At 57.5% G+C, this 24,363-nt stretch carries 21 protein-coding genes and 2 tRNA genes; 14 read left to right on the top strand and 9 right to left on the bottom strand.

Features of this window, described 5'->3' with window-relative positions; all coding sequences use genetic code 11:
• The first annotated feature begins 3 nt into the window (after positions 1–3).
• A complete protein-coding gene (locus D3871_RS06045) occupies positions 4–675 on the top strand; it encodes an alpha/beta hydrolase (RefSeq protein WP_119768066.1) in 672 nt (223 codons plus the stop codon).
• A 62-nt stretch (positions 676–737) separates the two neighbouring features.
• Here the strand turns inward: D3871_RS06045 and purU are convergent, their stop codons facing one another.
• Together purU and D3871_RS06035 are read right to left on the bottom strand one after the other, a co-directional pair.
• Positions 738–1,607: a formyltetrahydrofolate deformylase gene (gene purU, locus D3871_RS06040; protein WP_119769924.1), complete on the bottom strand. Its 870-nt coding sequence runs from the start codon at positions 1,605–1,607 to the stop codon at positions 738–740.
• Between the two features lie 362 nt (positions 1,608–1,969).
• Positions 1,970–2,506, bottom strand: coding sequence for a bactofilin family protein (locus D3871_RS06035; RefSeq protein ID WP_119768065.1), 537 nt, complete (start codon positions 2,504–2,506; stop codon positions 1,970–1,972).
• Positions 2,507–2,806: 300 nt separating this feature from the next.
• Between D3871_RS06035 and D3871_RS06030 the strand changes: the two genes are divergently transcribed.
• The gene (locus tag D3871_RS06030; protein WP_119768064.1) at positions 2,807–3,841 is read left to right on the top strand and encodes an NADP-dependent oxidoreductase; all 1,035 of its coding nucleotides are present in this window, start codon (positions 2,807–2,809) and stop codon (positions 3,839–3,841) included.
• Between the two features lie 270 nt (positions 3,842–4,111).
• Here D3871_RS06030 and D3871_RS06025 read toward each other — a convergent pair whose 3' ends face one another.
• The 6 genes from D3871_RS06025 to gltX form a co-directional block, all read right to left on the bottom strand.
• A complete protein-coding gene (locus tag D3871_RS06025) occupies positions 4,112–4,537 on the bottom strand; it encodes a hypothetical protein (RefSeq protein WP_233575526.1) in 426 nt (141 codons plus the stop codon).
• 115 nt (positions 4,538–4,652) lie between these two features.
• A complete protein-coding gene (locus D3871_RS06020) occupies positions 4,653–5,228 on the bottom strand; it encodes an elongation factor P (RefSeq protein ID WP_119768062.1) in 576 nt (191 codons plus the stop codon).
• A gap of 110 nt (positions 5,229–5,338) precedes the next feature.
• Positions 5,339–6,535, bottom strand: coding sequence for an elongation factor P maturation arginine rhamnosyltransferase EarP (gene earP / locus D3871_RS06015; RefSeq protein ID WP_119768061.1), 1,197 nt, complete (start codon positions 6,533–6,535; stop codon positions 5,339–5,341).
• A gap of 228 nt (positions 6,536–6,763) precedes the next feature.
• A tRNA-Glu gene (locus D3871_RS06010) sits at positions 6,764–6,839 on the bottom strand.
• Between the two features lie 55 nt (positions 6,840–6,894).
• Positions 6,895–6,970: transfer RNA gene (locus tag D3871_RS06005), tRNA-Ala, on the bottom strand.
• Positions 6,971–7,041: 71 nt separating this feature from the next.
• The gene (gene gltX, locus D3871_RS06000; RefSeq protein ID WP_119768060.1) at positions 7,042–8,436 is read right to left on the bottom strand and encodes a glutamate--tRNA ligase; all 1,395 of its coding nucleotides are present in this window, start codon (positions 8,434–8,436) and stop codon (positions 7,042–7,044) included.
• 179 nt (positions 8,437–8,615) lie between these two features.
• Here gltX and metG point away from each other — a divergent pair, with 179 nt between their 5' ends.
• From metG to D3871_RS05965, 7 genes are all read left to right on the top strand, one after another.
• Complete coding sequence (metG, locus tag D3871_RS05995) at positions 8,616–10,700, top strand: methionine--tRNA ligase (RefSeq protein ID WP_119768059.1); 2,085 nt, start codon at positions 8,616–8,618, stop codon at positions 10,698–10,700.
• A 62-nt stretch (positions 10,701–10,762) separates the two neighbouring features.
• Entirely contained in the window at positions 10,763–11,242 is a 480-nt protein-coding gene (locus tag D3871_RS05990) for a GNAT family N-acetyltransferase (protein ID WP_119768058.1), read from the top strand.
• A gap of 122 nt (positions 11,243–11,364) precedes the next feature.
• A complete protein-coding gene (locus D3871_RS05985; protein WP_420799627.1) occupies positions 11,365–11,577 on the top strand; it encodes a DUF3460 family protein in 213 nt (70 codons plus the stop codon).
• Positions 11,577–12,455 carry a segregation and condensation protein A gene (locus tag D3871_RS05980; protein ID WP_119768056.1) on the top strand — a complete coding sequence of 293 codons (879 nt, stop codon included), beginning with the start codon at positions 11,577–11,579 and terminating at the stop codon, positions 12,453–12,455. Before D3871_RS05985 ends, D3871_RS05980 begins: the two co-directional genes overlap by 1 nt.
• A 91-nt stretch (positions 12,456–12,546) precedes the next feature.
• A complete protein-coding gene (panC, locus tag D3871_RS05975; protein WP_119768055.1) occupies positions 12,547–13,386 on the top strand; it encodes a pantoate--beta-alanine ligase in 840 nt (279 codons plus the stop codon).
• 64 nt (positions 13,387–13,450) lie between these two features.
• Positions 13,451–14,332, top strand: coding sequence for a cobalamin-binding protein (locus D3871_RS05970; protein ID WP_119768054.1), 882 nt, complete (start codon positions 13,451–13,453; stop codon positions 14,330–14,332).
• A gap of 309 nt (positions 14,333–14,641) precedes the next feature.
• Entirely contained in the window at positions 14,642–17,389 is a 2,748-nt protein-coding gene (locus D3871_RS05965) for a protein kinase domain-containing protein (protein WP_147376754.1), read from the top strand.
• Between the two features lie 77 nt (positions 17,390–17,466).
• On the opposite strand, the gene D3871_RS05960 is transcribed toward D3871_RS05965, so the two are convergent.
• The gene (locus D3871_RS05960; protein ID WP_119768052.1) at positions 17,467–18,078 is read right to left on the bottom strand and encodes a ParA family protein; all 612 of its coding nucleotides are present in this window, start codon (positions 18,076–18,078) and stop codon (positions 17,467–17,469) included.
• A 154-nt stretch (positions 18,079–18,232) separates the two neighbouring features.
• Between D3871_RS05960 and D3871_RS05955 the strand changes: the two genes are divergently transcribed.
• From D3871_RS05955 to D3871_RS05935, 5 genes are read left to right on the top strand one after another with little or no spacing between them, the layout of a single operon-like run.
• Positions 18,233–19,564, top strand: a complete 1,332-nt coding sequence (locus D3871_RS05955) for a hypothetical protein (RefSeq protein WP_233575525.1) — start codon at positions 18,233–18,235, stop codon at positions 19,562–19,564.
• Positions 19,557–20,258, top strand: coding sequence for a hypothetical protein (locus D3871_RS05950; RefSeq protein ID WP_119768051.1), 702 nt, complete (start codon positions 19,557–19,559; stop codon positions 20,256–20,258). The genes D3871_RS05955 and D3871_RS05950 overlap by 8 nt, the downstream gene beginning before the upstream one ends.
• Before the next feature lie 14 nt (positions 20,259–20,272).
• Entirely contained in the window at positions 20,273–23,092 is a 2,820-nt protein-coding gene (locus D3871_RS05945) for an ATP-binding protein (RefSeq protein ID WP_119768050.1), read from the top strand.
• Complete coding sequence (locus D3871_RS05940; RefSeq protein WP_147376753.1) at positions 23,041–24,009, top strand: helix-turn-helix domain-containing protein; 969 nt, start codon at positions 23,041–23,043, stop codon at positions 24,007–24,009. Before D3871_RS05945 ends, D3871_RS05940 begins: the two co-directional genes overlap by 52 nt.
• The gene (locus tag D3871_RS05935; RefSeq protein ID WP_119768048.1) at positions 23,981–24,361 is read left to right on the top strand and encodes a VOC family protein; all 381 of its coding nucleotides are present in this window, start codon (positions 23,981–23,983) and stop codon (positions 24,359–24,361) included. Before D3871_RS05940 ends, D3871_RS05935 begins: the two co-directional genes overlap by 29 nt.
• The last annotated feature ends 2 nt before the right edge of the window (positions 24,362–24,363 follow it).

The following is a 24,363-nucleotide window of genomic DNA, read 5'->3' as shown; positions in this document are numbered from 1 at the left end:
CAGATGACAACGACCTCCCTGGAAATGATCCAGCTCGACACCACGCCCGATCCCAGCGTATCGGTCATATGGCTGCACGGATTGGGAGCCGATGGCAACGATTTCGTACCCATCGTGCGTGAGCTCGATCTGACCGGGTGCCCGGGAATTCGCTTCGTTTTTCCGCACGCACCGACCATGCCGGTCACTATCAACAATGGCTATGTCATGCGCGCCTGGTATGACATTCTCGGGACCGACCTCACGCGACGCGAAGACGAGGCAGGCTTGCGCAAATCGCAAACGATGGTCGAGACTTTGATTGCGCAAGAAAAGGCGCGCGGGATTCCGGCGAACAGGATCATTCTTGCGGGATTTTCACAGGGATGCGCGATGACCTTGCAGACTGGCCTGCGTCATCAGGAAAAACTGGGAGGCCTGTTGTGTTTGTCGGGCTATCTGCCGCTACACGCAGTGGTACCCGACGAGCGTCACAGCGCCAATCACGACACGCCGATCTTTCTTGTTCATGGCCGCAGCGATCCCATCATTCCCCTGTCCCGTGCCGAGCAGTCACGGGACATCTTGGAGGCGCTTGGCTATCAGGTCGAATGGCATTCCTATGCGATGCCGCACTCGGTTTGCCCGGAAGAAGTGGATGACATCAGCACTTGGCTCAAGCGGGTGCTGACGTAACGGATAAGGAATTCGAACCGGTGCGCCGTGTAGAACGCGCACCGTTGTCGTGCCTGCCCGGATTACTTGAAGACGACAGCCTTGTGACCGTTCAGCAGGATACGATGCTCGACAAAGCACTTCACCGCCCGTGCCAGCACCACGCATTCGACATCGCGTCCAATCGCGGTCAGCGTGTCCGGGTCCATTGAATGATCGACGCGTTCGACATCTTGCTCGATGATCGGACCTTCATCCAGATCGCTGGTAACGAAGTGCGCAGTGGCACCGATCAGTTTCACGCCGCGCTCATGTGCCTGATAATACGGCTTGGCGCCCTTGAAGCTCGGCAGGAAGGAATGATGGATGTTGATCGCCTTGCCTTTGAGCGCATTGCACATTTCAGGCGACAGGATCTGCATGTAACGCGCCAGCACAACGAGATCGATGTCATTGGCCTTGACGATTTCAAGCACCCGCTCTTCCTGTGCGCGCTTGGCTTCCGGCGATGCGCCGGCCGCCAGCGGCAGATGATGGAACGGAATGTTATAGCTTGCCGATAGCTGGTAGAAATCCGTATGGTTGGACACGATCGCCGGAATCTCGACCGGCAGCAAGCCGCTCTTGTAGCGGAATAGCAGATCGTTCAGGCAATGACCTATCTTCGACACCATCAGCATCATGCGCGGCTTCTTACCGGCATCATGCAGTTGCGCATTCATATTCAATTCGTCTGCAACGGCGGCAAAATCCTGCCGCAGCGTGGTATCGCTTATCGCAGGATCTTCGGCTGCAAAATGCACCCGCATGAAAAAGAGCTGGGACTGCGCATCGCCGAACTGTGCGGAATCGATGATATTGCAGCCATGCTCGGCGAGGAAGCCCGAGACGCGGTGAACGATTCCGCGATGATCGGGGCAGGACAAAGTGAGAATATATTCCGGATGCGTCATGGTGATATTTTCGATATTGCGGCAAACCAAAGTGCGCTATTGTCGCATGCCGCGACTACTTGGATGCGCCCGGCATGCCGCGAGCTCCGACATTCGATTGCGTCCGCCTTCACGAACAAAAGAAAACCCGGATACGCGAGGCGTGATCCGGGTCATCCGAGACCTGTCCGGCCCGGCTAGTGACGGCAAACATCTGGTCTACCGGCGAATGATATGCATGGAAACCGGACGCCAGTGCGGTTACTCCAAGCGCTGGCGTCGGTTTCTTTATTATTGTGAAAATGTTTTGCGCTTGCGTCACAAGACCTTTAAGACAAACCCAGGTTTGTGACGCGCGCTGTTCGCAGCTGATGCAGCGGTTATCAGCCTACTTTTGCGACGGACAAGCCCTTGGTCGCGCTTGCGGTACCAACCTGGATGTCGCCAGCCAACTGGCCGCCTTCTTCGATAACAACCTTGCCATAGCGGACCTTGCCGGTCACCTTGCCGGTCGAATAGATGACCAGCTTTTGGCGCACTGTCAGATCACCGTCGAATTCGCCGTGGATTTCGGCGATATCGATTTCTGCGGAACCCTTGAACGCACCGCGCTCGGCGATCTGGATCACGCGGGAATCGATGGTTGCTTCGACACGGCCTTCGACAACCAGCGTGTCGCAATCGGTGATTTCAACGCCCTTCAGCTTGATATTCGGTCCGACGATCAACTTGCTGCCGCCTTCGTTGGTGCTGGAAGTCGTGTCAACGTTGCTGGTGCTGGAACCGACGCTGCCGACGGATGCGGAGATAGTCTTGCTGAGACCCGAGGTGCCGGTCGGGACGATGCCGCTGGCGGTATTGAGGGGAGAGTTTGGCGTATTGGCATCGCGCTTGCCAAAGAGCGTTTCGGAACGAAGCATGTGAACTCCTAAAAAATCTGTGTGGTTAGTACGTGTGGCGATCGCAATGTCATGGAATGCATCGGCACTCCTGTTACATTGAAAACGAGGCAACACTTAACTCGCGTTTGCGCTGCAGGAAAAAGAGTCCTTGACTCCAACTCCCCACCTCTTGAGCCGCGGCAATGTTGCGGCTTCTCACTTTGTCCGCATGCTCCTAGGAAAGTTCAAAACGATTTTACTCTGTTACACTTTCCAAAAAAGCACGACCGTTCATTTTGCGGTATAGTGCTTTCACCCATCGCCACCAAGGAGACAACAATGACTGCAGTTACCACTGATAACCGACAAGTCCGCCTCGCAGCGCGCCCGGTCGGAATGCCCAAACCCACCGACTGGAAATTGACGAGCGAACCAGTACGCGAGATTGCCGATGGCGAAATTGCCGTCAAGGCACTGTATCTTTCACTCGATCCGGCGATGCGCGGTTGGATGAATGAAGGCAAATCGTATATTCGTCCGGTTGCCATTGATGAAGTGATGCGCGCAGGCGGCATCGGCAAGGTGGTTGCATCGAAGTCTTCGAAATTTGCGGTAGGCGATTATGTTTCGGGTACGATCGGCGTCCAGCAATTCTGGATCGGCCAGGCAGACGATGAGGCAGGCGCTTTTTACAAGGTTGATCCGAAGATGGCGCCGCTGCCCAAATATCTGAACGCCCTTGGCATGCCGGGCATGACCGCCTACTTCGGTCTGCTCGACGTAGGTCAACCGAAGGCCGGAGAAACCGTAGTGGTTTCCGGCGCTGCCGGCGCGGTCGGCCAAACGGTCGGCCAGATCGCCAAGCATAAAGGCTGCCGCGTCGTCGGTATTGCCGGCGGCAAGGACAAATGCGATTTCGTCGTCAACGAATTAGGGTTCGATGCCTGCATCGATTACAAGAACGAGTCCGTCCGTGAAGGCCTGAAGACGCATTGTCCAAAGGGCGTCGACGTCTATTTCGACAACGTCGGCGGCGAGATCCTCGACCATGTGCTGGCAAAGCTAGCAATGAAAGCGCGCATTGTCATTTGCGGCGCGATTTCGCAATACAACAATACGACTCCGGTCAAGGGACCGGCCAATTACATGTCCCTGCTGGTGAACCGTGCACGCATGGAAGGCATCGTAGTCTTTGACTATGCGGATCGCTACCACCTGGGTGTGGCCGAAATGGCGAAGTGGATGAAGGAAGGCACATTCAAGACGCGCGAGGATATCGTGCAGGGCATCGACAAGTTTCCGGAAGCGCTGCTGATGCTGTTTGAGGGTAAGAACTTCGGCAAACTTATTCTGCAGGTCGCGGACGACAACTAAGTATTCTTGTTGCTCGAAATTCCTGAAATGAAAAATGGCACGGAATCCCGTGCCATTTTTTTGTACTTCCGTTTATTGAACGCAAATGCGGGAGGCCGACGAATTTCCCGTTGCCATACTGACCAAGAATGGAATTAGTTCGTCGGCATTTGCCACCATCGTCGAAAAGCGAAACGCAGAATCCGGCTGGATTGCTCCTTCAATCAGGCCGTCCAGCTACTGCCGAACGGGCTCATACATACCTGGAGCGAAATCGATACAGAAGAGACGTTATCTCATCGGCCTGCACTGCCGCAACTCGCATTGCGCAATAAAGGTAGTGCCGTTGTCGCAGCGCATGCGATAAACCTCCACCGGCCCCTTTTCGGTCACCAGACCCGCTCCATTGGAACCGGTGCAGCCAAAGCGCCTTGCAAGTCGCTCTACTGAAGCGGATGAAACGCCTGGCTGAAATTCGACTGTTTGCACGGTTACGCCACCAGCCCCATCCTGGATCTGTATCGCGTTGCGAGGCGAATTGGCCGATTGCTTGTGCGAGGCCATCGCCGGCGCAGGCGAAGAAGCCACAGCACTCGTGTCCGAATATCCTGGCAAAGAAGCGCAGGCGGTCAGCAAGGTGGCGGTCAAAACAGCAATCGGCAGCAGTCGCTTCATGTACAAGGCTTTCAATAGTGACAAATGACGGAGGGCAGCCATCAGTTTATACCGCACAGATGCGCGATTGCAAAGCCGCGCTTCCGAAGACTATCAAACAAATGAGCAAAAAAAAACGCTGCCGATATCGGCAGCGTTTTTTTTAATTTCTGGTGATTTAGTTACGAACCACGCGCTTGTATTCGTTGGTACGAGTATCAATTTCAATCACGTCGTCCTGGCTGACAAACAATGGCACTTGAACGATATGGCAATGCGCCTCGACGGCATTTTCGATCTTGGCTTCTTTCAGCACGTTGCCGGAAGTGTTGCCCTTGACTGCAGGCTCGGAGTACACCACCTTGCGAGCGATAGTCGTCGGCAACTCAACGGAAATCGCTTTGCCATCATAGAACACGGCTTCGCATTCCATGCCGTCTTTCAGGTAATGCAGTGCATCGCCCAGGTTTTCTTCTTCGATTTCGTACTGGTTGTATTCTTCGTCCATGAAGACATACAACGGGTCGGCGAAATACGAAAAGGTCACCGGCTTCTTGTCGAGAACGACGACATCGAATTTGTCGTCGCCGCGGAATACGTTTTCCAGAGGCGCGTTCGTCAGAAGATTTTTCATCTTCCATTTGTAAGTGAAGCCGGTGCGGCTCGAACCGTTGACGTCAGAACGCAGCACGATGAAAGGCTTGCTGTCAACCATAATGATGTTGCCAACACGAATTTCTTTTGCGAATTTCATAGAGAATGTACGTAAAAAATAGGTTGCATGAAAATCATCTGTCGCCTCATGGCCAACAGCGCCGTAAGCTTACGTTCGATCAAACTTAAACGTTATAGATTAACCGCGCATTATACCTTCTTTTCTGCGACCACCGACTGAAGCGAACGCACAAACTTCAGCAGGTTGGATGCCAGATCACCATTTCCCAACATTTGCCGCTGCCACTCGGCAGACCTGCGTGTAATGTCTGGCATGTCTGCCTGATATGACGACCATAGCGCGGACCAGTCGGCTTGCTCTTCCATGTTCTCGGCCGTCGCTCCATTCCATTGCAATGAGAGTCTGGCCAAACTTTGCGTGCCGACCGAGTAGCGTTGCAAAAACGCGCGCAATTTCTTGTGATGCAGGTTTTCATCTTGCGGATAGATATGCCAGATGAACGGCTTGCCTGCCCACTGCGCACGAACGAAGGAATCCTCTCCACGTACGAAGTTGAGATCGCACGCCCATAAAAGCTTGTCGTAGTCCGGTTGAGCGACAAATGGCAAGACGTGTACGGTGAGCGCGCCGCGTGTTCGCGCCGCTCCCGGTTTGCCCTCTCCTTCAAGAAATTCCTGAACCGCGTCTGCGGCAACCCCCTCGGGCACCAGGCAGGTGATTGCCGTATCACCGCTTTGCCATGCTTTAAACAGCGCCGAAACTGGCGCGTGCGGATAACAAAATAAGGACACTTTCAACGACGCCATTTCCGTCGATGTGACGCCAAACTGCGCAAGAAAATCGGCGATGATCGCCGGGTCTGCTTGAAATTGCCGACGCGCTTCGTCCAATGAAGATTCGCGCAGCAAGCCGCCCGTTTTGTTTGTGAAACCAGGGAAGAAAAAATATTTCGTCAACGGCAAGCGCGGATGGGGTGACGGCAAGGTATGACACCCTTCAACCCATTCCTCGGCGCTCAAGCCTTCCAGGTTGAGCCACACGGGACGCGGATCGCGTTCCGCCATTGCGACAATGTAGCCTGGCGGGATATCGCATGCGAAAAATTCAATGACGATATCGTCGACATCGCCAACTGAAAATACGCCCTCCTGATTGCACCAGTGGCGCACCGTCACACCGGCAAGCTGTTGAACTTCTGCGCTGATCGTGACGTCCGGACAAATCCGCCGAAAGCTTTGCAAATCGTCCACCCACAAGGTGACGGCAATCCCATGCTCTTGTTGCAGTTGCCTTGCCAGGCGCCAGCAGATACCGATGTCGCCATAGTTATCGACGACTTTGCAGAATATGGCCAATGAGCCTGGCTGATTTTTATCGAGGAACATTTTTGATGTCTTGATTCCAGAAGCGCAGAAATCGTGGCGTTTCGTTCCCGCCGCAGCCGGGGTTCGGCTTCAACGGCAAAACATGTCGAGGATACGCGCCAGACCATTCGTCCGGACTTTTGTCGCACACTCATATTCTTCATGAGGATGGCCGCAAGTGTGTCATAGGAACACGAAAAAAACGTTGCGGAAAAAGAAAAACGCCACGCATAAGCGTGGCGTTTTAAGTGGCGTCCCCACGGGGATTCGAACCCCGGTACTCACCGTGAAAGGGTGATGTCCTAGGCCTCTAGACGATGGGGACAGTGACCTGTCGTTACTGCAGCCTATTGTACTTCTTCTTTTTCGCTATCTTCTGCTGGTGGAGGTAAGCGGGATCGAACCGCTGACCTCTTGCATGCCATGCAAGCGCTCTCCCAGCTGAGCTATACCCCCCTTGCGAAGAAACGAGAGTATAGCAAAGTTTTTTCTCCGGTGTAAATCCCTTTGCCGCAGAAAGCAAAAATTTAACCGGCAAACTGTTCGAGGCGTGCGAGCACGACTTCCCGTCCGAACAGTTCAAGTACTGCATCGATTGCCGGCGTCTGCAACTGGCCGGTAATGAACAGACGCAACGGCATGGCAAGCTGTGGCATTTTCAGTTTGTGTGCAGCAAGCACTTCTTTCATTGCTGCCGAAATGGCGGCCTTGTTCCATTCGATGTCCTTGCATTGCGTTGCAAACTGGACCAATGCCGGCTTCACGACATCTGTCACATGCTGCGTCACCAATGCCGCGTCCGGGGTCGGCTGCCGATAGAACAGCATTGCGGCATCTGCCAGTTCATTGATGGTATTGGTACGTTCTTTCATTAACGCAATAACCGCTTGCAGATCGGGCGCGCCGGCGAATTGCGCACCCTCCCGCTCCATCACCGGCCGCACAAGAGCTTCGAGGCGCGCGTTATCCGCCAGTTTGATGTAGTGGTTATTCAGCCAGGCCAGCTTTTCCGGATTGAACTGTGCGGGCGACTTGGACAGATGATCGAGGTCGAACCATTCGCGGAACTGCTCCATCGAAAAAATTTCATCGTCGCCATGACTCCAGCCGAGGCGTGCAAGGTAGTTCAGCATGGCCTCCGGCAGGAAGCCCTGCGCCGGATATTCCATCACGCTGACCGCGCCATGGCGCTTGGAAAGCTTTTCGCCATCGGCACCCAGGATCATCGGCACATGTCCGTATTCGGGCAACGGTGCGCCAAGCGCACGCAGGATATTGATCTGACGCGGTGTATTGTTCACATGGTCGTCGCCGCGGATGACATGCGTGATCTTCATGTCCCAGTCGTCGACTGCCACGCAGAAGTTATACGTCGGCGTACCGTCCGGACGTGCAATGACGAGGTCGTCGAGCTCGCGGTTGGAAATCGTGATCTGGCCTTTGACCACATCATTCCAGGTCACGTCGCCGTCCAGCGGATTCTTGAACCGCACTACCGGCTTGCGGCCTTCCGGCACAGAGGGAAGCGTCTTGCCCGCCTCCGGTCTCCAGGTACCGTCATAGCGGGGTTTTTCGCCGAGAGTGCGCTGGCGCTCGCGCATCGCTTCGACTTCTTCGGGCGTGCAATAACAATGGTAGGCGGTTCCCGCCTGCAGCATTTGCGCGACGACTTCGCGATAGCGGTCCATGCGCTGCATCTGATAGAACGGGCCTTCATCATGGTGCAGGCCAAGCCAGTTCATGCCTTCGAGAATGGCTTGCACGGCTTCCGGCGTCGAACGTTCCAGGTCGGTATCTTCAATGCGCAGGATGAAGGTACCGCCGAAATGTCGGGCATAGGCCCAGGAGAACAGTGCGGTACGGGCGCCGCCGAGGTGGAGATAGCCGGTCGGACTGGGAGCGAAACGGGTGCGGACGGTCATGGCAAATAAAAACGGCCTTGGGACGCCAAAGCCGTGATGTGTGAAAGATTCGCTATTTTACCCTGTCGACAACGGGGATCCAAACCACAGCCTCAGACTGCCGCTTTGTTCATGGTGCAGCGTGTGACCGGTCCGCACTGCTAAAATGCCAGTTTTATTCCTCCCATAAGCATTGCCAAATGAGCACCACACCGTCCCGCAAGCTGTTCGTCACCACTGCCCTGCCGTATGCCAACGGCGCATTCCACATCGGTCATATCATGGAATATATCCAGGCCGACATCTGGGTCAGGTTTCAGCGTATGCAGGGCAACGAAGTGCATTTCGTCGGCGCCGACGATGCGCATGGCGCGCCGATCATGATCGCAGCCGAGAAGGCTGGCGTGACGCCGCAGGAATTTGTGGCCCGCATTGCTGCCGGCCGCAAGCAGTACCTGGACGGTTTTCATATCAGCTTCGACAATTGGCATTCCACCGATGCCGCCGAAAACCACGAGTTGTCGCAAGACATCTACCGCCGGTTGCGCGACCAGGCGAAGCTCATCACGACCAAGACCATCGAACAATTCTTCGATCCGGTCAAAAATATGTTTCTACCGGACCGCTACATCAAGGGCGAATGCCCGAAATGCGGCGCCAAGGATCAATACGGCGATTCCTGCGAAGTATGCAGTGCGGTCTATGCACCAACCGACCTGAAGAATCCCTACTCCACGTTGTCGGGTGCGACGCCAGTCCTCAAGACTTCCGAGCATTATTTTTTCCAGCTATCCGATCCCAAATGCGTCAGCTTCCTGCGCGAATGGTCGCAAGAGCCGGGACGACTGCAGCCGGAAGTGCTCAACAAGGCCAAGGAATGGCTGGAAGGCGAAGAAGGTCTGGGCGACTGGGATATCAGCCGCGACGCCCCCTATTTCGGCATCGAAATCCCTGATGCGCCGGGCAAGTATTTCTATGTGTGGCTGGATGCGCCGGTCGGCTATCTGGCCTCACTGAAAAACTATTTCGACAAGACGGGGCGCGATTACACCGCGTTCATGAATGATCCGACCACCGAGCAGTATCACTTCATCGGCAAGGACATCATCTATTTCCATACGCTGTTCTGGCCGGCGATGCTGAAATTTTCCGGTCTCAAGGTGCCGAACAATGTCTTCGTGCATGGCTTCATCACGGTCAGCGGCGAAAAGATGTCGAAGTCGCGCGGCACCGGCATCTCGCCGCTGCGCTATCTGGATATCGGCATGAACCCGGAATGGCTGCGCTATTACATCGCGGCCAAGCTGAATGCGAAGGTCGAAGACGTCGACTTCAATCCGGAAGACTTTGTCGCACGCGTCAATTCCGACCTGATCGGCAAGTACGTCAATATCGCCAGCCGCGCGGCCGGTTTCATTACCAAGCGTTTCGGCGGCGCACTGAGCCCGGCGGTAACCTGGAGCCCTCGCTTTGCCGAGGAAGAGTCGGCTATCCGCGAAGCTTTTGAAGCGCGCGAATACGGCAAGGCGATCCGTCTGGTCATGGCGCTGGCGGATGAAGTCAACCAATACGTCGACACCAAGAAGCCATGGGAACTGGCGAAGGATGCGGCCAACAATCAACAGCTACAGGAAGTGTGCAGCAACCTGCTGCGCGCCTTCTTCAAACTGTCCATATATCTGGCCCCGATACTTCCGGCCATGACACGCAAGGTATCGACGCTGTTCGGCATCGAGCGCGACCTGACCTGGGCTGATTTGCAGAATGCACCTTCGGCGATCGGAACGTTCGAGCATTTGATGCAGCGGGTCGATCCGAAGATGCTGGATGCCTTGTTTGAATTGCCGGAACAGGCTACGGCCTTGACCGGCGCGGGTGCGGATTCCACGCCTGCTGCTGCACAAGGAAACAGTGAGGATGGCGGCGCAATGGAAACGATCGCCCCGGAAATAAAGATCGACGACTTTGCGAAAATCGACCTGCGCATTGCGAAGATCGTCAATTGCGAACACGTCGACGGCTCCGACAAGCTACTGCGCCTGACGCTGGATGTCGGCGAAGGCCGGATGCGCAACGTATTTTCCGGCATCAAGTCTTCATACAAGCCGGAAGACCTGGTCGGCAAGTTGACCGTGATGGTGGCCAATCTGGCGCCGCGCAAGATGAAGTTCGGCATGTCGGAAGGCATGGTGCTGGCGGCTTCCGCTGCAGACGAAAAAAGCAATCCCGGCATTTACGTACTCAACCCTTGGCCCGGTGCCGAACCCGGCATGCGTGTGCGCTAGGTGGAGTATGCAATGACACCTGACATGCGTATCGTTTCCCTTTTTCCGGCGAGACTCTGCACATGAATATTGTTGTCCGCGAAGCCACGTTCGATGATGCCCAGCTCATTGCCGACCTGACCCGCGCGGCGTGGGCGAGCAAGGTGGCGGTGACGTCCAGCGGACACCGCGAAACCGCGGTGCGGGTGCGGCACGACCTGGAACAGGGCGGTGGCTTTATTCTGTTGCGCGATGAGGAACCGATAGGCTCGGCGCGCTGGGGTCCACTCGAGGTGGATCCGGACATCTGGGAAATCATGCGCATGGGCGTATTGCCGCAATTTCGGGGTGAGCATTTGTCTCAGCACTTGCTCGAAGCGGTCATTCATCGCGCTCAGGCTTCCGATGTGACCGAGCTGCGACTGGGCGTTCGCTCGGATCAGGTACGGCTGCTCGACCTGTACGCAGCCTATGGCTTCGAACTTGCACCGGAACTGGAATACACGCATGCCAACCCGCTGGAGCCGGCACCGACCGTAATGCGTCGGATGCTTGGGTATTAAGATTGCCATCTTGCATCGAGCTCTTATTGTCTAATACGCAATACCTGTCGCATCGTCACAGTGTGTGCCGAAGTACAGGATTTACGGGCAAGACAAGGTAGAATAACGACAGCATTCATCCTGTGACCTTAAACACCATGAAATTCTCGCAATACGAGTCTGAATTCACCAAGTTCCTGAACGAGCTGAAGCAAAAGGATCCCGAGTTGGAGCAGAAGCAGCGCGCCGGCCGCGCCATCTTTTGGGACAAGGCACCGATCGATCTCGACGCCCGCAAGCGTGCTGAGGAATCGCGCATCATGCAGCAGCCCTACGTTTATCAGAACAAGTTCTGATGTCGGCGCAGCAGGACGCGCTGCTAGCGCATTTGCCGGCTGACGCGCCCGAGCTTGCGCTCGCGGGACAGCCGGACACGACACCTGATGTCGTTGATGGCATGGCTTACGCAAAACTGTACGGCGAACCGCTGTTCAAGCTGCCGACGGATCTCTACATTCCGCCCGATGCGCTCGAGGTTTTTCTGGAAGCATTCCAGGGCCCGCTCGATCTCCTGTTGTACCTGATCCGCAAGCAGAACTTCAATATTCTCGACATCCCGATGGCGCAGGTAACGCGCCAGTATCTCGATTACGTCGATCAGATCCGTGTACGTAATCTGGAGCTGGCGGCGGAATATCTGCTGATGGCGGCCATGCTCATCGAAATCAAGTCGCGCATGCTGCTGCCGGTGAAGAAAGCCGATACCGGCGAAGAAGCGGAAGATCCGCGCGCCGAACTGGTGCGCCGCCTGCTCGAATACGAGCAGATGAAGGTCGCCGCACAAGAACTGGATGCACTGCCACAACTCGGACGGGACTATGTCCGTGCGCAGATCTATATCGAACAGAATGTCGTCACCCGCTGGCCGGAAGTCAGCATGAGCGAATTGCAAGCAGTGTGGGCCGACATCCTCAAGCGTGCAAAGCTGACCGCCCACCATACGATCAGCCGCGAGGAATTGTCGGTGCGCGAGCACATGACCGGCATCCTGCGTCGGCTGCAGTCGGCCAGGTTCGTCGAGTTCGCTGATCTGTTCGACCCGTCGCGCGGCGTGCCGGTAGTGATCGTCAATTTCATCGCGCTGCTGGAGCTGGCAAAGGAAACCTTGATCGAAATTACCCAGGCCGAAGCGTTTGCACCGATTTACGTGCGGCTGGCCTATTCTCCAACCTGACGTTTCAGGCAGACGCATCAAGCGGCTTGCGCGGGCGGCGTTTGCGCCCGGCAGGACGGCACGAAACCATTCTTTTTCTACCCGGTGAACCATGAAAATCATTTCTTCCATCGATGAATTGCGTGACCAGTTGCGCGGGCAGTTGCGCACCGCTTTCGTGCCAACCATGGGCAATCTGCATGAGGGCCATCTGTCGCTGATGCGCCTGGCGCGCAAGCATGGCGATCCGGTGGTCGCATCCATCTTCGTCAACCGCCTGCAGTTCGGGCCCAACGAAGACTTCGACAAGTATCCGCGCACCTTTCAGGCCGACGTCGAAAAGCTGGAAAAGGAAGGCGTGTACGTGCTGTTTGCCCCAACCGAAAAGGACCTGTATCCGGAACCCCAGGAATACCGCGTCCGTCCGCCGGACGACCTGGGCAATATCCTGGAAGGTGAATTCCGTCCAGGATTCTTCGTGGGCGTGACGACCGTGGTGCTGAAACTGTTTTCCTGCGTACAGCCGCGCGTCGCTGTATTCGGCAAGAAGGATTATCAGCAGTTGATGATTGTGCGGAACATGGCAAAACAGTTTGCCCTGCCCACCGAAATCATCGCCGCAGACACTTATCGCGCCGAAGACGGGCTGGCGCTGTCCTCGCGCAATGGCTACCTGTCCGAAGCCGAGCGCGCCGAAGCTCCCGCCCTGTACCAACTGCTCAATGAAGTCGCCGGCGAAGTGCGCGCCGGCCATCTGGATGTATTCGAGCTGGAACGCCATGCGATGGCAAAACTGGCCGCACGCGGCTGGAAGCCGGACTACATTTCCATCCGCAAACGCGCGGATCTGCAGCCGCCTTCGGCCGGCGACATTGCGAAAGGCGAAGCGCTCGTCGTGGTCGCGGCCGCCAAGCTTGGCGCAACCCGTCTGATCGATAATCTCGAAATCTGAGCCTGACAAGACCATGCCCGCCATGTCGGCAAAATCGTTGGCGCGGCGGGCGGTTGGTCTCGCTATGCGAGTCTTCATCCCGGCTTTTCTTGTCGCTGCCGTCTCGCTGGCATGGGTTGCGCCGGCATCCGCCTCCGTCACCGTAGTGGACGATGTCAAGCGCACCATCACCCTCCCCGCTCCCGCACGCCGTATCGTCAGCGTCGCGCCGCATGTCACCGAAATGCTGTTTGCCGCCGGCGCCGGTTCACAGGTAGTCGGCGTCACCGAATTCAGTGATTTTCCGCCGGAGGCAAAACGCATTCCCTCAGTCGGCAACGGCGTCACACTGGACCTCGAACGCATACTGGCGCTCAAGCCGGATCTGGTGGTCGGCTGGAACAATGGCAATGCAGCATTGCAGCTGGCAAAACTGGAATCGCTGGGCGTTCCCGTTTACAAAAGCGAGCCTTACGACTATGCCGCGATCGCCCTGTCCATGGAAAGGCTGGCTCACCTCGCCGGCACCGACATGATGGGCAAGAAGGCGGCGGATACATTTCGTCATCGACTCGGACAACTACAGGAAACCTATCAAAAACGGCGCAAGGTACGCGTGTTCTATCAGATCTGGCGCACGCCGCTGATGACACTCAACGGTGCCCATATGGTCTCGGCCGCGCTGCGCACTTGCGGCGGTGAAAACGTCTTTGCCGGCCTGAGCCAGCTCGCACCGACCGTGAGCATCGAAGCCGTGATCAAGGCCGATCCCGAAGCCATCATTGCCAGCAGCGGTGAACAGGACGATGTTCTGGCAGCGTGGCGCCGCTTTCCGGGTATGGCCGCGGTCAAGCGCGGCAACCTGCTGCTGATCGACGGCGAACTGCTCAACCGCTCGGGACCTCGCATACTGGATGGAACCGAGGCCCTGTGCAAGCAACTCGACGCGGTACGCAAGAAATCCTGATTCTTAACGTTAGGGCGTGCCATCACTTGGTATGGTTCGCACTCCCATACCAAGTGATGACACGCCCTAGTCATCCCCCCTGACGACATCATGTTTGAGCAATATCGATACCTTGGCGCATGCGAAGGCTATGCTGGGCAGGCTGAAGCCGCTCTCTAAATGCTGGAGCGGCTCGCAGCAGACGTGCCTAGATGACACAGGCTTCCTCCGGATCGGCTACCGAATCAAGCGCCATAGCACATCCACATTTCTGATCTGGCCATTCCTTTCCTGCGATCCTGCCAGGCGACTCATCTTCAAGTGATCGATATGCAAGACGACAACACCAAGACTTCCATCGAAGGCCACATCGGCTCGTCCGCAACGAAACCGTCCACGACGTCGCGTGGACAGGGCGAGACTTCCGGAGCCCTGAATACCGGTACACGCATAGAGAGCTTCAACATTGTCGAAGTGATCAATGAAGGTGCTGCGTCGATTCTGTATCTTGCCTATGATCATTCGCAACGGCGGCATGTTGCGCTGAGAGAATACATGCCGCGAGGTATTGCCGTTCGTACACCCGACATGTCGGTAGAACCGGCTTCCGGGCAAGACAGCACCAACTTCGATGCCGGATTGCGCAGCTTCATCAATGAAGCATTGGTGCTGAACCGGACTGAGTCTGCTTCGCTGGTCAAGGTCCAGCGCTATTGGGAAGCACATCGCACCGCCTATGCGTCAATGCCGCTCTATGAAGGCATCACGCTCAAGCAAACCGTTGCCGAGCATAGGGCGCCCTTGAATGACGAGTGGATCAAAACCTTGGTGAGCGACCTGTTGCATGCCATCGAAGCCGTGCATCGTGCCCAATCCTGCCATGGGAATATATCGCCAGGCAATATTCTGATTCGTGAAACCGGCCGCCCCCTATTGCTGGAATTCGATTCTGCGCAGGCAATGATCGCGGAACTTACCCAGGTGCGATCCGGTACGCTGGTATCTGGATTTGCGCCTATCGAGCTCTATCCGGACATGCCGGATCTGGAGCAAGGCGCATGGACGGATATCTATGCAGTCGCTGCCGTTGCGTATTACCTGATCGCCGGCAAGCCGCCGCCGCCCGCAACCCAGCGCATCGTCAATGACACCATGCGGCCTGCGTGCGAAGTCGGACGCAATGTCTATAGCGATAACCTGCTCGCCGCGCTCGATCATGCATTGGCCGTACGGCCGGACGAGCGCATACGATCGGTAAATGCAATGCGCACGGCACTCAAGAGCGACAGCACTGTATTGGAACCGTCTGCTTATCACGGCGCGACCAACGCACGCGAGGCGATACGCCTGCACCGCGAGGCACTCGCGGCGCAAACCCGTGCCAGAGGCGATACGACAATGGCACAGCCATCCGGCATGACGACCGTCGGCGTCGAAGCGCCAGCGTCGCACGGCCGGCAAAAGCCGATGCCGTTCGAGAAAAAGATTTCGCCCAATTCATCGCCGCCACGCCGTTCGGCAATGATCGTGTCGGGTATCGTGCTGGTCGCCGGAATTGCCGCAGGCCTGATCATCGGCGAGGGAAGCCTGCTCGAGCCGGATGCAAACCATGCAAGCAACTCTATTGCCGGCTCAACCGACAATAGCGCGGAATCCATGGATACCGGCATCGCGCGCGCGATACCGCCGCAACAGACAGCTCCGGCGGTGATGCCGCCGGCACCCGTGATTGCGCGCAGTGAAGAAGCTGCGCCGCCGCCCGCACGCTTGCCCGAAGCACGCCCGGAGCACAGGGCCGAGAAACCTGCCAGCGACGTGCCTGCAACCCCGCCTGCACCAACCGCGCCGCTGGCTTCTCTTACAAAGGAGAAAGAGCCTGTGCCTGAACCTGCGAAGCCGGCACCTTCGATACCGGCGACCCCGACCGAAGCGGCGAAGCAAAAAGAGACTGCCAAAATCGCTGCGGAGCGGGAGCAATGGAGAATTGCGCGCAATCTTGATGAAGCGCCGGCCTACGAGGCTTACCTGAATCGTTTTCCCTATGGCGCCAATGCAATAGACGCACGTCAGCGATTGGCCGAGATCCGCTTGCGGTCAAAAGTCGAGAAGCCTCAGGCGCAAGTCGCATCACGGCCGCCGCAGGCAAGCGAAACCGACCGCGCATCGTCCGGCAACGCAGCGGCAGGCAGTGCCGCGACCGGAAGTGCGAGTCCGCAGCCGGCAGCAAGCCAGCCAACCGAGAACCCGTCGCGCAGCACCCCGCGCGAACCGGACACACAGGTCGCTTCGAGAACCGAGCGCACGCCGCCTCCGGCATCCTCTCCCTCTGTTCCTTCAGGCTTCAAACAGCCAACGGATAAGCTGCCACCGCCAGCCCCCTCACCCGATGCGGCAAGCGCAACGCCGCGCAAAACCTACAAGCACGCGGATCAAACGATGAGCGGGGATTTCAATGCAGATCCGGTGACCGGCCTGGTATCCGGGACCGGGCGTATTGTCTGGAACAACGGCGACCGCTTCGATGGCACGCTGGTCAAAGGCTCGAAGGAAGGCAAAGGCCAGTTCGTCTGGAGCAATGGTCAGCGCTATAACGGCGACTGGCTCAGGAACGAGCCGAATGGACGCGGCACGCTCGTGTTTGCCAACGGCAATCGCTACGAGGGCGAGGTCAGGAACGGCTTGCCCGATGGTCGTGGCGTACTGATATTTTCCGATGGCTCGCGGTATGAGGGACAGATCCGAAACGGCGTGCCGAACGGCAAAGGTATCCATGTATTTGCCGACGGCACCCGCTATGAAGGCGATATCAGGGACGGTCTGCCTCATGGCCAAGGTGTAACACGCTTCAAGAATGGCGATGTCTATGTCGGCACGGTCGCGCGTGGACGAAGCAACGGCCAGGGCCGCTTCAGCTGGGCCAACGGCAGTGTGTGGGAAGGAGAATTCCGCGATGGGCAGCGCACCACGAACGGTCATCTGCTTGCCGCCGGCAACGACACACCTTCTTCCGGAGGGTCTCAGGCTGCGCGCAGTGAAGCGGGTCCGGAGCGCGAGGATACCGACAAGGCAATCAAGTAAATAAAGACGCCCGTCAAACAGGCATCAAAAAAGATCTGTCCCGCCCGCATCGATGTCTCCATTCATTGGAGGCATCGCTATTGCTGCACCCAGTTCACAAGCTCTTGCCATTGCTCCACATCGCGCTCAGCCCGAGAAGGCGCCACATCCCACAGGGTTGCGCCATGCGCAGCCAATTGCACGTAATTTTGCGTGTCACGCAGATAGCCTAGCACCGGCAAACCCAGATTGCCCATGTAATGCGCGAGCTGATCCGCTGCACGGGTCCGGACATTGATCCGCATGCCGACCACCCCCACCTGGTTCTTTTCTTGCCGGCCGGCCAGTCGCTGCAGAAATTCCTGGGTTGCGAGGATATCGAACATCGATGCCTGCAACGGAACGACGAGCTTGTCAGCCAGCTTCATCACGTCATCCAGACGGCTCCCGTTCAGACCGGCCGGCGTATCCAGTACGACATGCGTGGTTCCCTTGGGTGGCTTCGCCATGTGGCCATTGGCAATTTCCCAAGCGGCGATCGGCGGCAGGCTTGGCGGCCGCAATGCCAGCCAGGCACGCGAGCTTTGCTGGATATCGATATCGCCGAGCATAACCTTATGCCCCTGCTTTGCGAAATAGCCGGCCAGATTAGTGGCGATGGTGCTCTTGCCCACACCTCCCTTTGGATTGGCAATGACGATGACTGGCATGGGTTTCCTCCGCAGCTGATGTGGCGATAGAGAAATTGCGAAAATTTCATATGGACAACACTATTGCAAGCATAGCATGAGGTTTTTTCACACTGTTACAGAGGAGGAAGCGTTTTGTTTCTGGGCGGCACATGGGGTGCCTTAAAATACCGGGATGCAGAATTTTTCACCGAATGCGGCCGCGATGCCGGATGAGGAGCAGCAGACTTCTCTACAAGCCTTCTTCAGGCCCAATATTTCCCCTGACGATATCGAGCAGGTACACCGCCTCAGGCGGGCGCAGCCCTTGCTGACGGCCTTTACGGCCCTGTTCTACGGCGGTTCGGATGCAGTGCTGGTGCGGCTTCTGGTCTTGCAGGAACTGGCATCGGATGCTGCAGCACCGGCGCTGACCCGCGCCGATATCAATACCAGGCTGGGCTATCTGGAGCCGGAAAGCCTGGAAACCGTGCTATATCGCCTGCGCTCGCACCAGCTGCTGTCCTGGGACGCCCCGCAAGGGGTGTACCGGATCACGCCGCTGGCGCGCAACGTGCTGGCAGCGATCGACAGTCTGATGGCGCTGGCGCAGGATGAGGACGAGGGCGACATCGGCTTCCTGCTGTCGCAGGTGGCCGGCTCGCAGGCGGTTGGCGGTGTCACGGTCGAACAGCTCCAGCATTTGCTGGGACGGCTGGTGGACCTGACCGAGGAATTCCGCGATGCGATCGCCTCCGGCTCGGAATTCCGCCTGCGCAAGGCCCAGGAAAAATGGAATACCGCCTGCGACTGGGTCGAAAAAGGCTCCGAAGTCCTGCACGCAATCACCAACGATCCCAACGCCGACACGGCCACACACCGAGCGGCACAGGCGATCGGCCGCGCGCAGAGCGCATTGCTCAATATGCAAGGCATGTTTTCGCGCGCGCTCAATCAGATCGAACGCCAGCGCGTGCATCTCGGCCAATCGGGGCTGTCGACCACCGATATCAAGACCTGGCTGATGCAGCATGAAGATCTGGCTGGCCTTGCGCGCGATGCGATCGCATTGCCGGTGACGCCGATGTTCATCACGCCATCGGAAATGATCGACGTCGCCGAAGCCGAACTGTTCGCCGACAAGAACACCGCGCCAGTCGCGGAACTTCCCGCCGGCGAAGATGCATCCGTCATGGAAAGCAAGACGAGCGTGACACCGGTCGAACTCGATGCCTGGCTCAACCGGCTCTCTTCATTTGCCGCATCGATCGATGCCTCGACCAGGGTGCACGACACGCTGCTGCCGGCGAATTTTGCCGTGGCGTCTTATCGGGCTTCGCTGCTGCCCTTGCTCGGCGATGAAAGCGAAGCGGCCTTGCAGGGCGGCACCGCCGCGATGGCGCGTCTGCCGCTCGCCTTCGAACCGCAGGACGGCATGATCAAGCTGAAAGACCCGCATGTGGCCGCAATTTCCAATGCGAGCCTGACTCCTCTTACAGAAACTCCACCGGATACCAAGCATGACTGACGACGCACAAATCCTGATTGCGCAACTGATGACGCACCAGACCCTGTCGCGCGAAAACAAGCTGGTCAAGCGCGCACTCACCGACGAAGTGTTTCGCCTCGATCTCGATACCCGACTGGCGGCGTGCGGACTGAAATTTCTCGACAACGTCTACGCGGACAACGTCACACTGGCATTGGCCCGCGAAATCGAGCCGAAGATCTTTGGCTCGCGTGAAGTCTGGCAAAACAACAACATGGGCCTTGCGCGTGACGGCGTGGCCCTGCTGGTGGTGCTGTGGGCGATGATCATCCTGCCCAAGCGCGAACGCCAGGAAGCGCATCAGCATGCGCTGGAAGATCAGGAAGACATGTTCGGCAAGGAAAAACCGATGCCGCGCGCCGAAGATGCGTCGATGGGCATTTCCTACAAGGCGCTACTGGCCGACTTCGGCGACAAGCTCGGCAAGAAGACGCGCATGGACATCAATCTCGGCCAGCTCAACAAGCTCGGCTTCATCGAGCGGCGCGGCGACATGATTGTCGAAGGCCCGCTGCTCGACCTGATGATGGATACCGATGCATTGAAAGACCGGATCATCAACGGCGCGCTGGCCGATATCTTCCACCGGCCGCCGCCCAAGGAAGCCGCGATCATCCACTTCCCTCAGCCCGACGCGCAGGCATCTTCGCAGGTTGTGCACACCGAACAATAAGCAACAGGATTCGCATGTTTCATATCAAATCGCTGGAGATGGTCCACTGGGACTACTGGCAACGCGTCAAGAACATTCCGCTGGATGCGAAGATCATCACCATCGCCGGCCAGAACGGCTCGGGCAAGACCACCCTGCTCGACGCACTGCGCACGCTGTTCGGGCTGGATTGTTCGATGGGGCGTTCGTACAAGCACTATGCGCGTCATGCGGGCCAGCAGACCTCCTGGCTGCGCGCTGTGGTCGACAATCGCGCGACCGGACGGCAACTGTCGAACCGGCCGTTTCGCGCGTCCGGTTTCTTCAGTGAAGATGAAGTCACCCTGTTTTGCCAGATCCAGAAAAACGGCGGCGACTGGAAGCGTCAATATCTGATGCGCGCCGGCGCGGTCGAGATCGAGGAAGTGCAGGAAGCGACCGACTGGCTGGGCCTGGAAAGCTATCGCAAGCGCCTGGCCAATGCCGGCCTTTCGCCGGCCATGGCCAAAGTGCTGGCGCTGGAACAGGGTGAGACCGACAAACTATGCGAGTATGCGCCGCGCCAGTTGCTGGACCTGGTGTTCCAAGTGTTCGGCGACAAGGAAGTGCTCGATGCCTATGATGAAGCCAAGCGCCATCAGCGCGATACTGAAACCGAATTGCAGCGCTTCGAGGCGGAACTGGAATCGGCGCAGACCAACCAGGAACGCTTGCGCCTGCGCGCCGCGAACTACCATCAGTGGGAAGGATTGATCAAGGAGCAGCGCGATCTGCAGGAAGAAATCCTGCCGACACTGCAATACCACGAGATCCGCGAAAAGGCGCAGGCGAACAGCACCGCCTTGCACGAGGCGCGCAACTCGCTGGCGGCACAGGATAAGCAATTGTCGGAAAAGCGCGTCGACCTCGCCGAGCGAGCTTCCGCATTAAGCACCGCGCACCAGCATGAGTCCACGCTGGAAGAAGAAAAGACCATACTCGAAAAACGCCTCGGTGAAATCAACGGCAAGCTCAAACCGCTGGAAAGCCTGCTGGAACAGAAAACGCGATTGCAGAAACTGGCGGCCGACGCGGGTGCCGGTATCGCCGATGTCGCGGCCGAGCTGGAGCAGAAGGAAGCCGATTACATGCGTCAGCGCCAGGCGCGCGACGAGCTCGCCTCGCGCATCGCCGGCGAACGCAGCGCCATCGCCGCACTGGAAAGCAAATCGGGCTTGCCGGACCCGGAAAATGTGCGCGTGATGCGACGCGCATTAAGCGACGCCAATATCGCGCATACCATGCTGCCCGACATCGTCGAGGTGACCGATCCGCGCTGGCAAGGCGCGGTGGAAGGCATGCTGCGCAGCTATACCTCGGTGGTGTTGCTTGAATATGCGCGCGATGCCGCCGCCGCATATCGCATCGGCGAAAAAGAACGCTATGGCCACTTCATCGTACCCGATCGCGTGACCGCGCCGGAAGTGAAAGACCAAAGCCTGTTGGCTGTCGTACGCTTTAGCGCCAAGGCACCCGGCTGGCTGATTGACCAACTGGCACGCGTCACACGAGTCGACTCGGCCGAAGCCGGCGCCAGGCTGCCGGCGAACGAAGAATGGATCACGCCGGACGCCTATCACCGCGAACGACGCGGCGGACGCTCGGTATTCGTCGAGGCGGCGCGCTACCGCTTCGGACAAGCAGGACGCGCCCAGCGTCTGGCGGCCTTGCAACAGTCGCTTCCCAAGCTAGAAGCGCAGGAAGACCAACTGACGATTCGCATCAGCAAGCTGGCCGGCGAGGTCAGCGCCCTGAAAGCACGGATCGCCGGCGTCGATGCGGCCAAGGAACTGGTTGCGCGTCAGCCCGAATTCGATGAAGCCACGCATAATGCCGCACCATTGAAAGCGACACGTACCGAGGTCGGATCGCGGCTCGGCGAACTGTTCCCCTTGATCAAGAAGACAACCGAAGAACGCACGCTCGCCGACAATGCCTGGCAAAACGCCAAGCGTTCGCTGGCCGACAGCGAGGCGCATGGTCGCCTGTCGCAAAAGCGCACGCAAGAGGAACGCTCCGCACATGCACGCGCCTTGATCGACATCCGCAAGAACTGGCGTCATCTACCGATTGCATGGCGCCGCCCTGCCCGCCGCGCCGAGCTGGTCGAGCAGCATCAGAATGCGCACCAGGTCAATCTGCGCATCGGCCATCTCGCCACCGATCTTGCGCGCGAAGACTGGGAAACCGATTCCACCGTGGTCGACCAGCATGTACGCCTGACCGCGCTGCTGCAGGGCCGTCAGGCCGAAACCGAAGAACGCCGCTATCAAAATAATCGCGCGATCGAAGCCACAACCAATGCGCGCGGCGCCTACATCGAACGCCTGCGCTATACGATCAAAACCTATAGCCGCAACATTAAGGAATTGGGCGAGTTGGCAAACATCGAAGTACATACCGATCCAGTACGTCTGGAAAACGACGATGTGCAGCTTGCGCAGGCAGGCTTGCAGGTACGCTTCAAGTTCGATGGCAAGGGCCCAATCGGCTTGAACGATGGTGAAGCCTCGGGTGGGCAGCAAGTGATGAAGTCGCTGATCCTGCTGATCGGCCTGCTGAAATCCGATGACGGCTCAGGCGGCTTTGTGTTCATCGATGAGCCCTTTGCCCACCTGGATATCCGCAATATCCAGCTCGTCGGCGAGTTCCTGAAGAACACCGATGCGCAATATCTGATGACGACGCCGCTGACGCACAATACCGATGTCTACGATCCTTCGGAACTAACGCTGATCACCAGCAAGAAGAAAAAGGAATCGCATTGGGCGCAACCGATTTTCGTGTTGCAGCGGAGGGCGGAAAAAGCGGCCTAATGCCAATCCCGGCCTGCAGCCCGATATACAATTGCCGGACCGACGCTCACAAGCATCAACATCCACCGATGATGGACGCTACGTTCCCCGGTCCCCGGTTTTTCACGATCCTGCCCTCAATCCCGCTTCGCGGCCTGATCAGTCATTACTGGTTGAGTATAGGCAACCTGAATCCGACCTATCCGATGGTGCCCGACGGCGCTATCGATCTGGTCATTCATCAGCAAGGTGCGCAAGTGCAAGGCCGGGTATACGGCACATCGACGTCTGCTACCGATGTGGCGCTTGCGCCAAACAGCCATTACCTCGGCATTCGCTTCAAACCTGGACAAAGCCGTCACTTCATCAAAGCGGCGGCCAAAGAACTGGCTGACCGCTGCGAGCCGGTGGAGGGGCTGCTCCGTTTTTCCCTGGAGAACATAACGGACAATATTGCCGGACTCGATATCTTCACCCGACTTGATACGCTATTTGAAAAACAGGTGGCACGGACACAGCCGCTTCCATCCAGAATCGACAATGCCGTCGCACAGATAACAGCGACTTATGGCACCGGAAGAATCGAAGAAGCCGCTTCCAACTTTGGCACCAGCCGCCGCCAGTTTGAACGCGTGTTTCTTGAGACGGTGGGCATTTCTCCCAAACTCTTTTCTTCCATCATGCGGTTTCACCATGCCGCGACGCTTATCAAACGACAAGCCTATTCCCTGGCCGATATTGCATTTGAATCCGGTTATACCGACCAAAGCCACATGGGCAATGAATTCAGACGCCTGATCAATATCTCGCCGGCAAAGCTTGCAAAGAGCGATGTCGCATTCTTGCTAGACCAGCCCTTGCCGCCCCCGGAGAATGACAACTCCCCATTACAACCTCAAGGAGATAACGATGAAAATCTGGTCTGGCGTCATTACTGAAAAGGTGCAGGAATCCAAAGACTTCTACGTTCGCCTGCTCGGCTGCGACGTCATCTACGAAGGTGAAGACAGCTGGGTTGTATTACTACAACTCGGAAGCAGCGAAATCGGGTTCATGAAGCCCGGCCTGGAATCGCAAGCCGCCGTCTTTCGACCGGCCTTTCAGGGCCAAGGTATGTGGTTTGCGGTCGATGTGGACGATGTGGAGAAGGAATATCGGCGCGTGCGGGAACTGGGTTTTCCCATCGAAGTCGCGTTGCGCGACGAACCATGGGGCGACCGGCATTTCGTTGTGGTCGACCCGAACGGGATAGGCGTCGATATCGTGCAGAGGATGCACGCCGCTTCCTGATT

Source organism: Noviherbaspirillum saxi, from assembly GCF_003591035.1.
Taxonomy (GTDB): Bacteria; Pseudomonadota; Gammaproteobacteria; order Burkholderiales; family Burkholderiaceae_D; genus Noviherbaspirillum; species Noviherbaspirillum saxi.
The sequence above is the reverse complement of the archived record's forward strand: the minus strand, read 5'-3'. Positions and strand labels throughout refer to the sequence as shown.

What these genes read in the sequence shown, in the direction of transcription:
- D3871_RS06045 (WP_119768066.1), top strand. Translation starts at nt 4, where the DNA reads ATGACAACGACCTCCCTGGAAATGATCCAGCTCGACACCACGCCCGAT.
- purU (WP_119769924.1), bottom strand. Translation starts at nt 1,607, where the DNA reads ATGACGCATCCGGAATATATTCTCACTTTGTCCTGCCCCGATCATCGC.
- D3871_RS06035 (WP_119768065.1), bottom strand. Translation starts at nt 2,506, where the DNA reads ATGCTTCGTTCCGAAACGCTCTTTGGCAAGCGCGATGCCAATACGCCA.
- D3871_RS06030 (WP_119768064.1), top strand. Translation starts at nt 2,807, where the DNA reads ATGACTGCAGTTACCACTGATAACCGACAAGTCCGCCTCGCAGCGCGC.
- D3871_RS06025 (WP_233575526.1), bottom strand. Translation starts at nt 4,537, where the DNA reads ATGGCTGCCCTCCGTCATTTGTCACTATTGAAAGCCTTGTACATGAAG.
- D3871_RS06020 (WP_119768062.1), bottom strand. Translation starts at nt 5,228, where the DNA reads ATGAAATTCGCAAAAGAAATTCGTGTTGGCAACATCATTATGGTTGAC.
- earP (WP_119768061.1), bottom strand. Translation starts at nt 6,535, where the DNA reads ATGTTCCTCGATAAAAATCAGCCAGGCTCATTGGCCATATTCTGCAAA.
- gltX (WP_119768060.1), bottom strand. Translation starts at nt 8,436, where the DNA reads ATGACCGTCCGCACCCGTTTCGCTCCCAGTCCGACCGGCTATCTCCAC.
- metG (WP_119768059.1), top strand. Translation starts at nt 8,616, where the DNA reads ATGAGCACCACACCGTCCCGCAAGCTGTTCGTCACCACTGCCCTGCCG.
- D3871_RS05990 (WP_119768058.1), top strand. Translation starts at nt 10,763, where the DNA reads ATGAATATTGTTGTCCGCGAAGCCACGTTCGATGATGCCCAGCTCATT.
- D3871_RS05980 (WP_119768056.1), top strand. Translation starts at nt 11,577, where the DNA reads ATGTCGGCGCAGCAGGACGCGCTGCTAGCGCATTTGCCGGCTGACGCG.
- panC (WP_119768055.1), top strand. Translation starts at nt 12,547, where the DNA reads ATGAAAATCATTTCTTCCATCGATGAATTGCGTGACCAGTTGCGCGGG.
- D3871_RS05970 (WP_119768054.1), top strand. Translation starts at nt 13,451, where the DNA reads ATGCGAGTCTTCATCCCGGCTTTTCTTGTCGCTGCCGTCTCGCTGGCA.
- D3871_RS05965 (WP_147376754.1), top strand. Translation starts at nt 14,642, where the DNA reads ATGCAAGACGACAACACCAAGACTTCCATCGAAGGCCACATCGGCTCG.
- D3871_RS05960 (WP_119768052.1), bottom strand. Translation starts at nt 18,078, where the DNA reads ATGCCAGTCATCGTCATTGCCAATCCAAAGGGAGGTGTGGGCAAGAGC.
- D3871_RS05955 (WP_233575525.1), top strand. Translation starts at nt 18,233, where the DNA reads ATGCAGAATTTTTCACCGAATGCGGCCGCGATGCCGGATGAGGAGCAG.
- D3871_RS05950 (WP_119768051.1), top strand. Translation starts at nt 19,557, where the DNA reads ATGACTGACGACGCACAAATCCTGATTGCGCAACTGATGACGCACCAG.
- D3871_RS05945 (WP_119768050.1), top strand. Translation starts at nt 20,273, where the DNA reads ATGTTTCATATCAAATCGCTGGAGATGGTCCACTGGGACTACTGGCAA.
- D3871_RS05935 (WP_119768048.1), top strand. Translation starts at nt 23,981, where the DNA reads ATGAAAATCTGGTCTGGCGTCATTACTGAAAAGGTGCAGGAATCCAAA.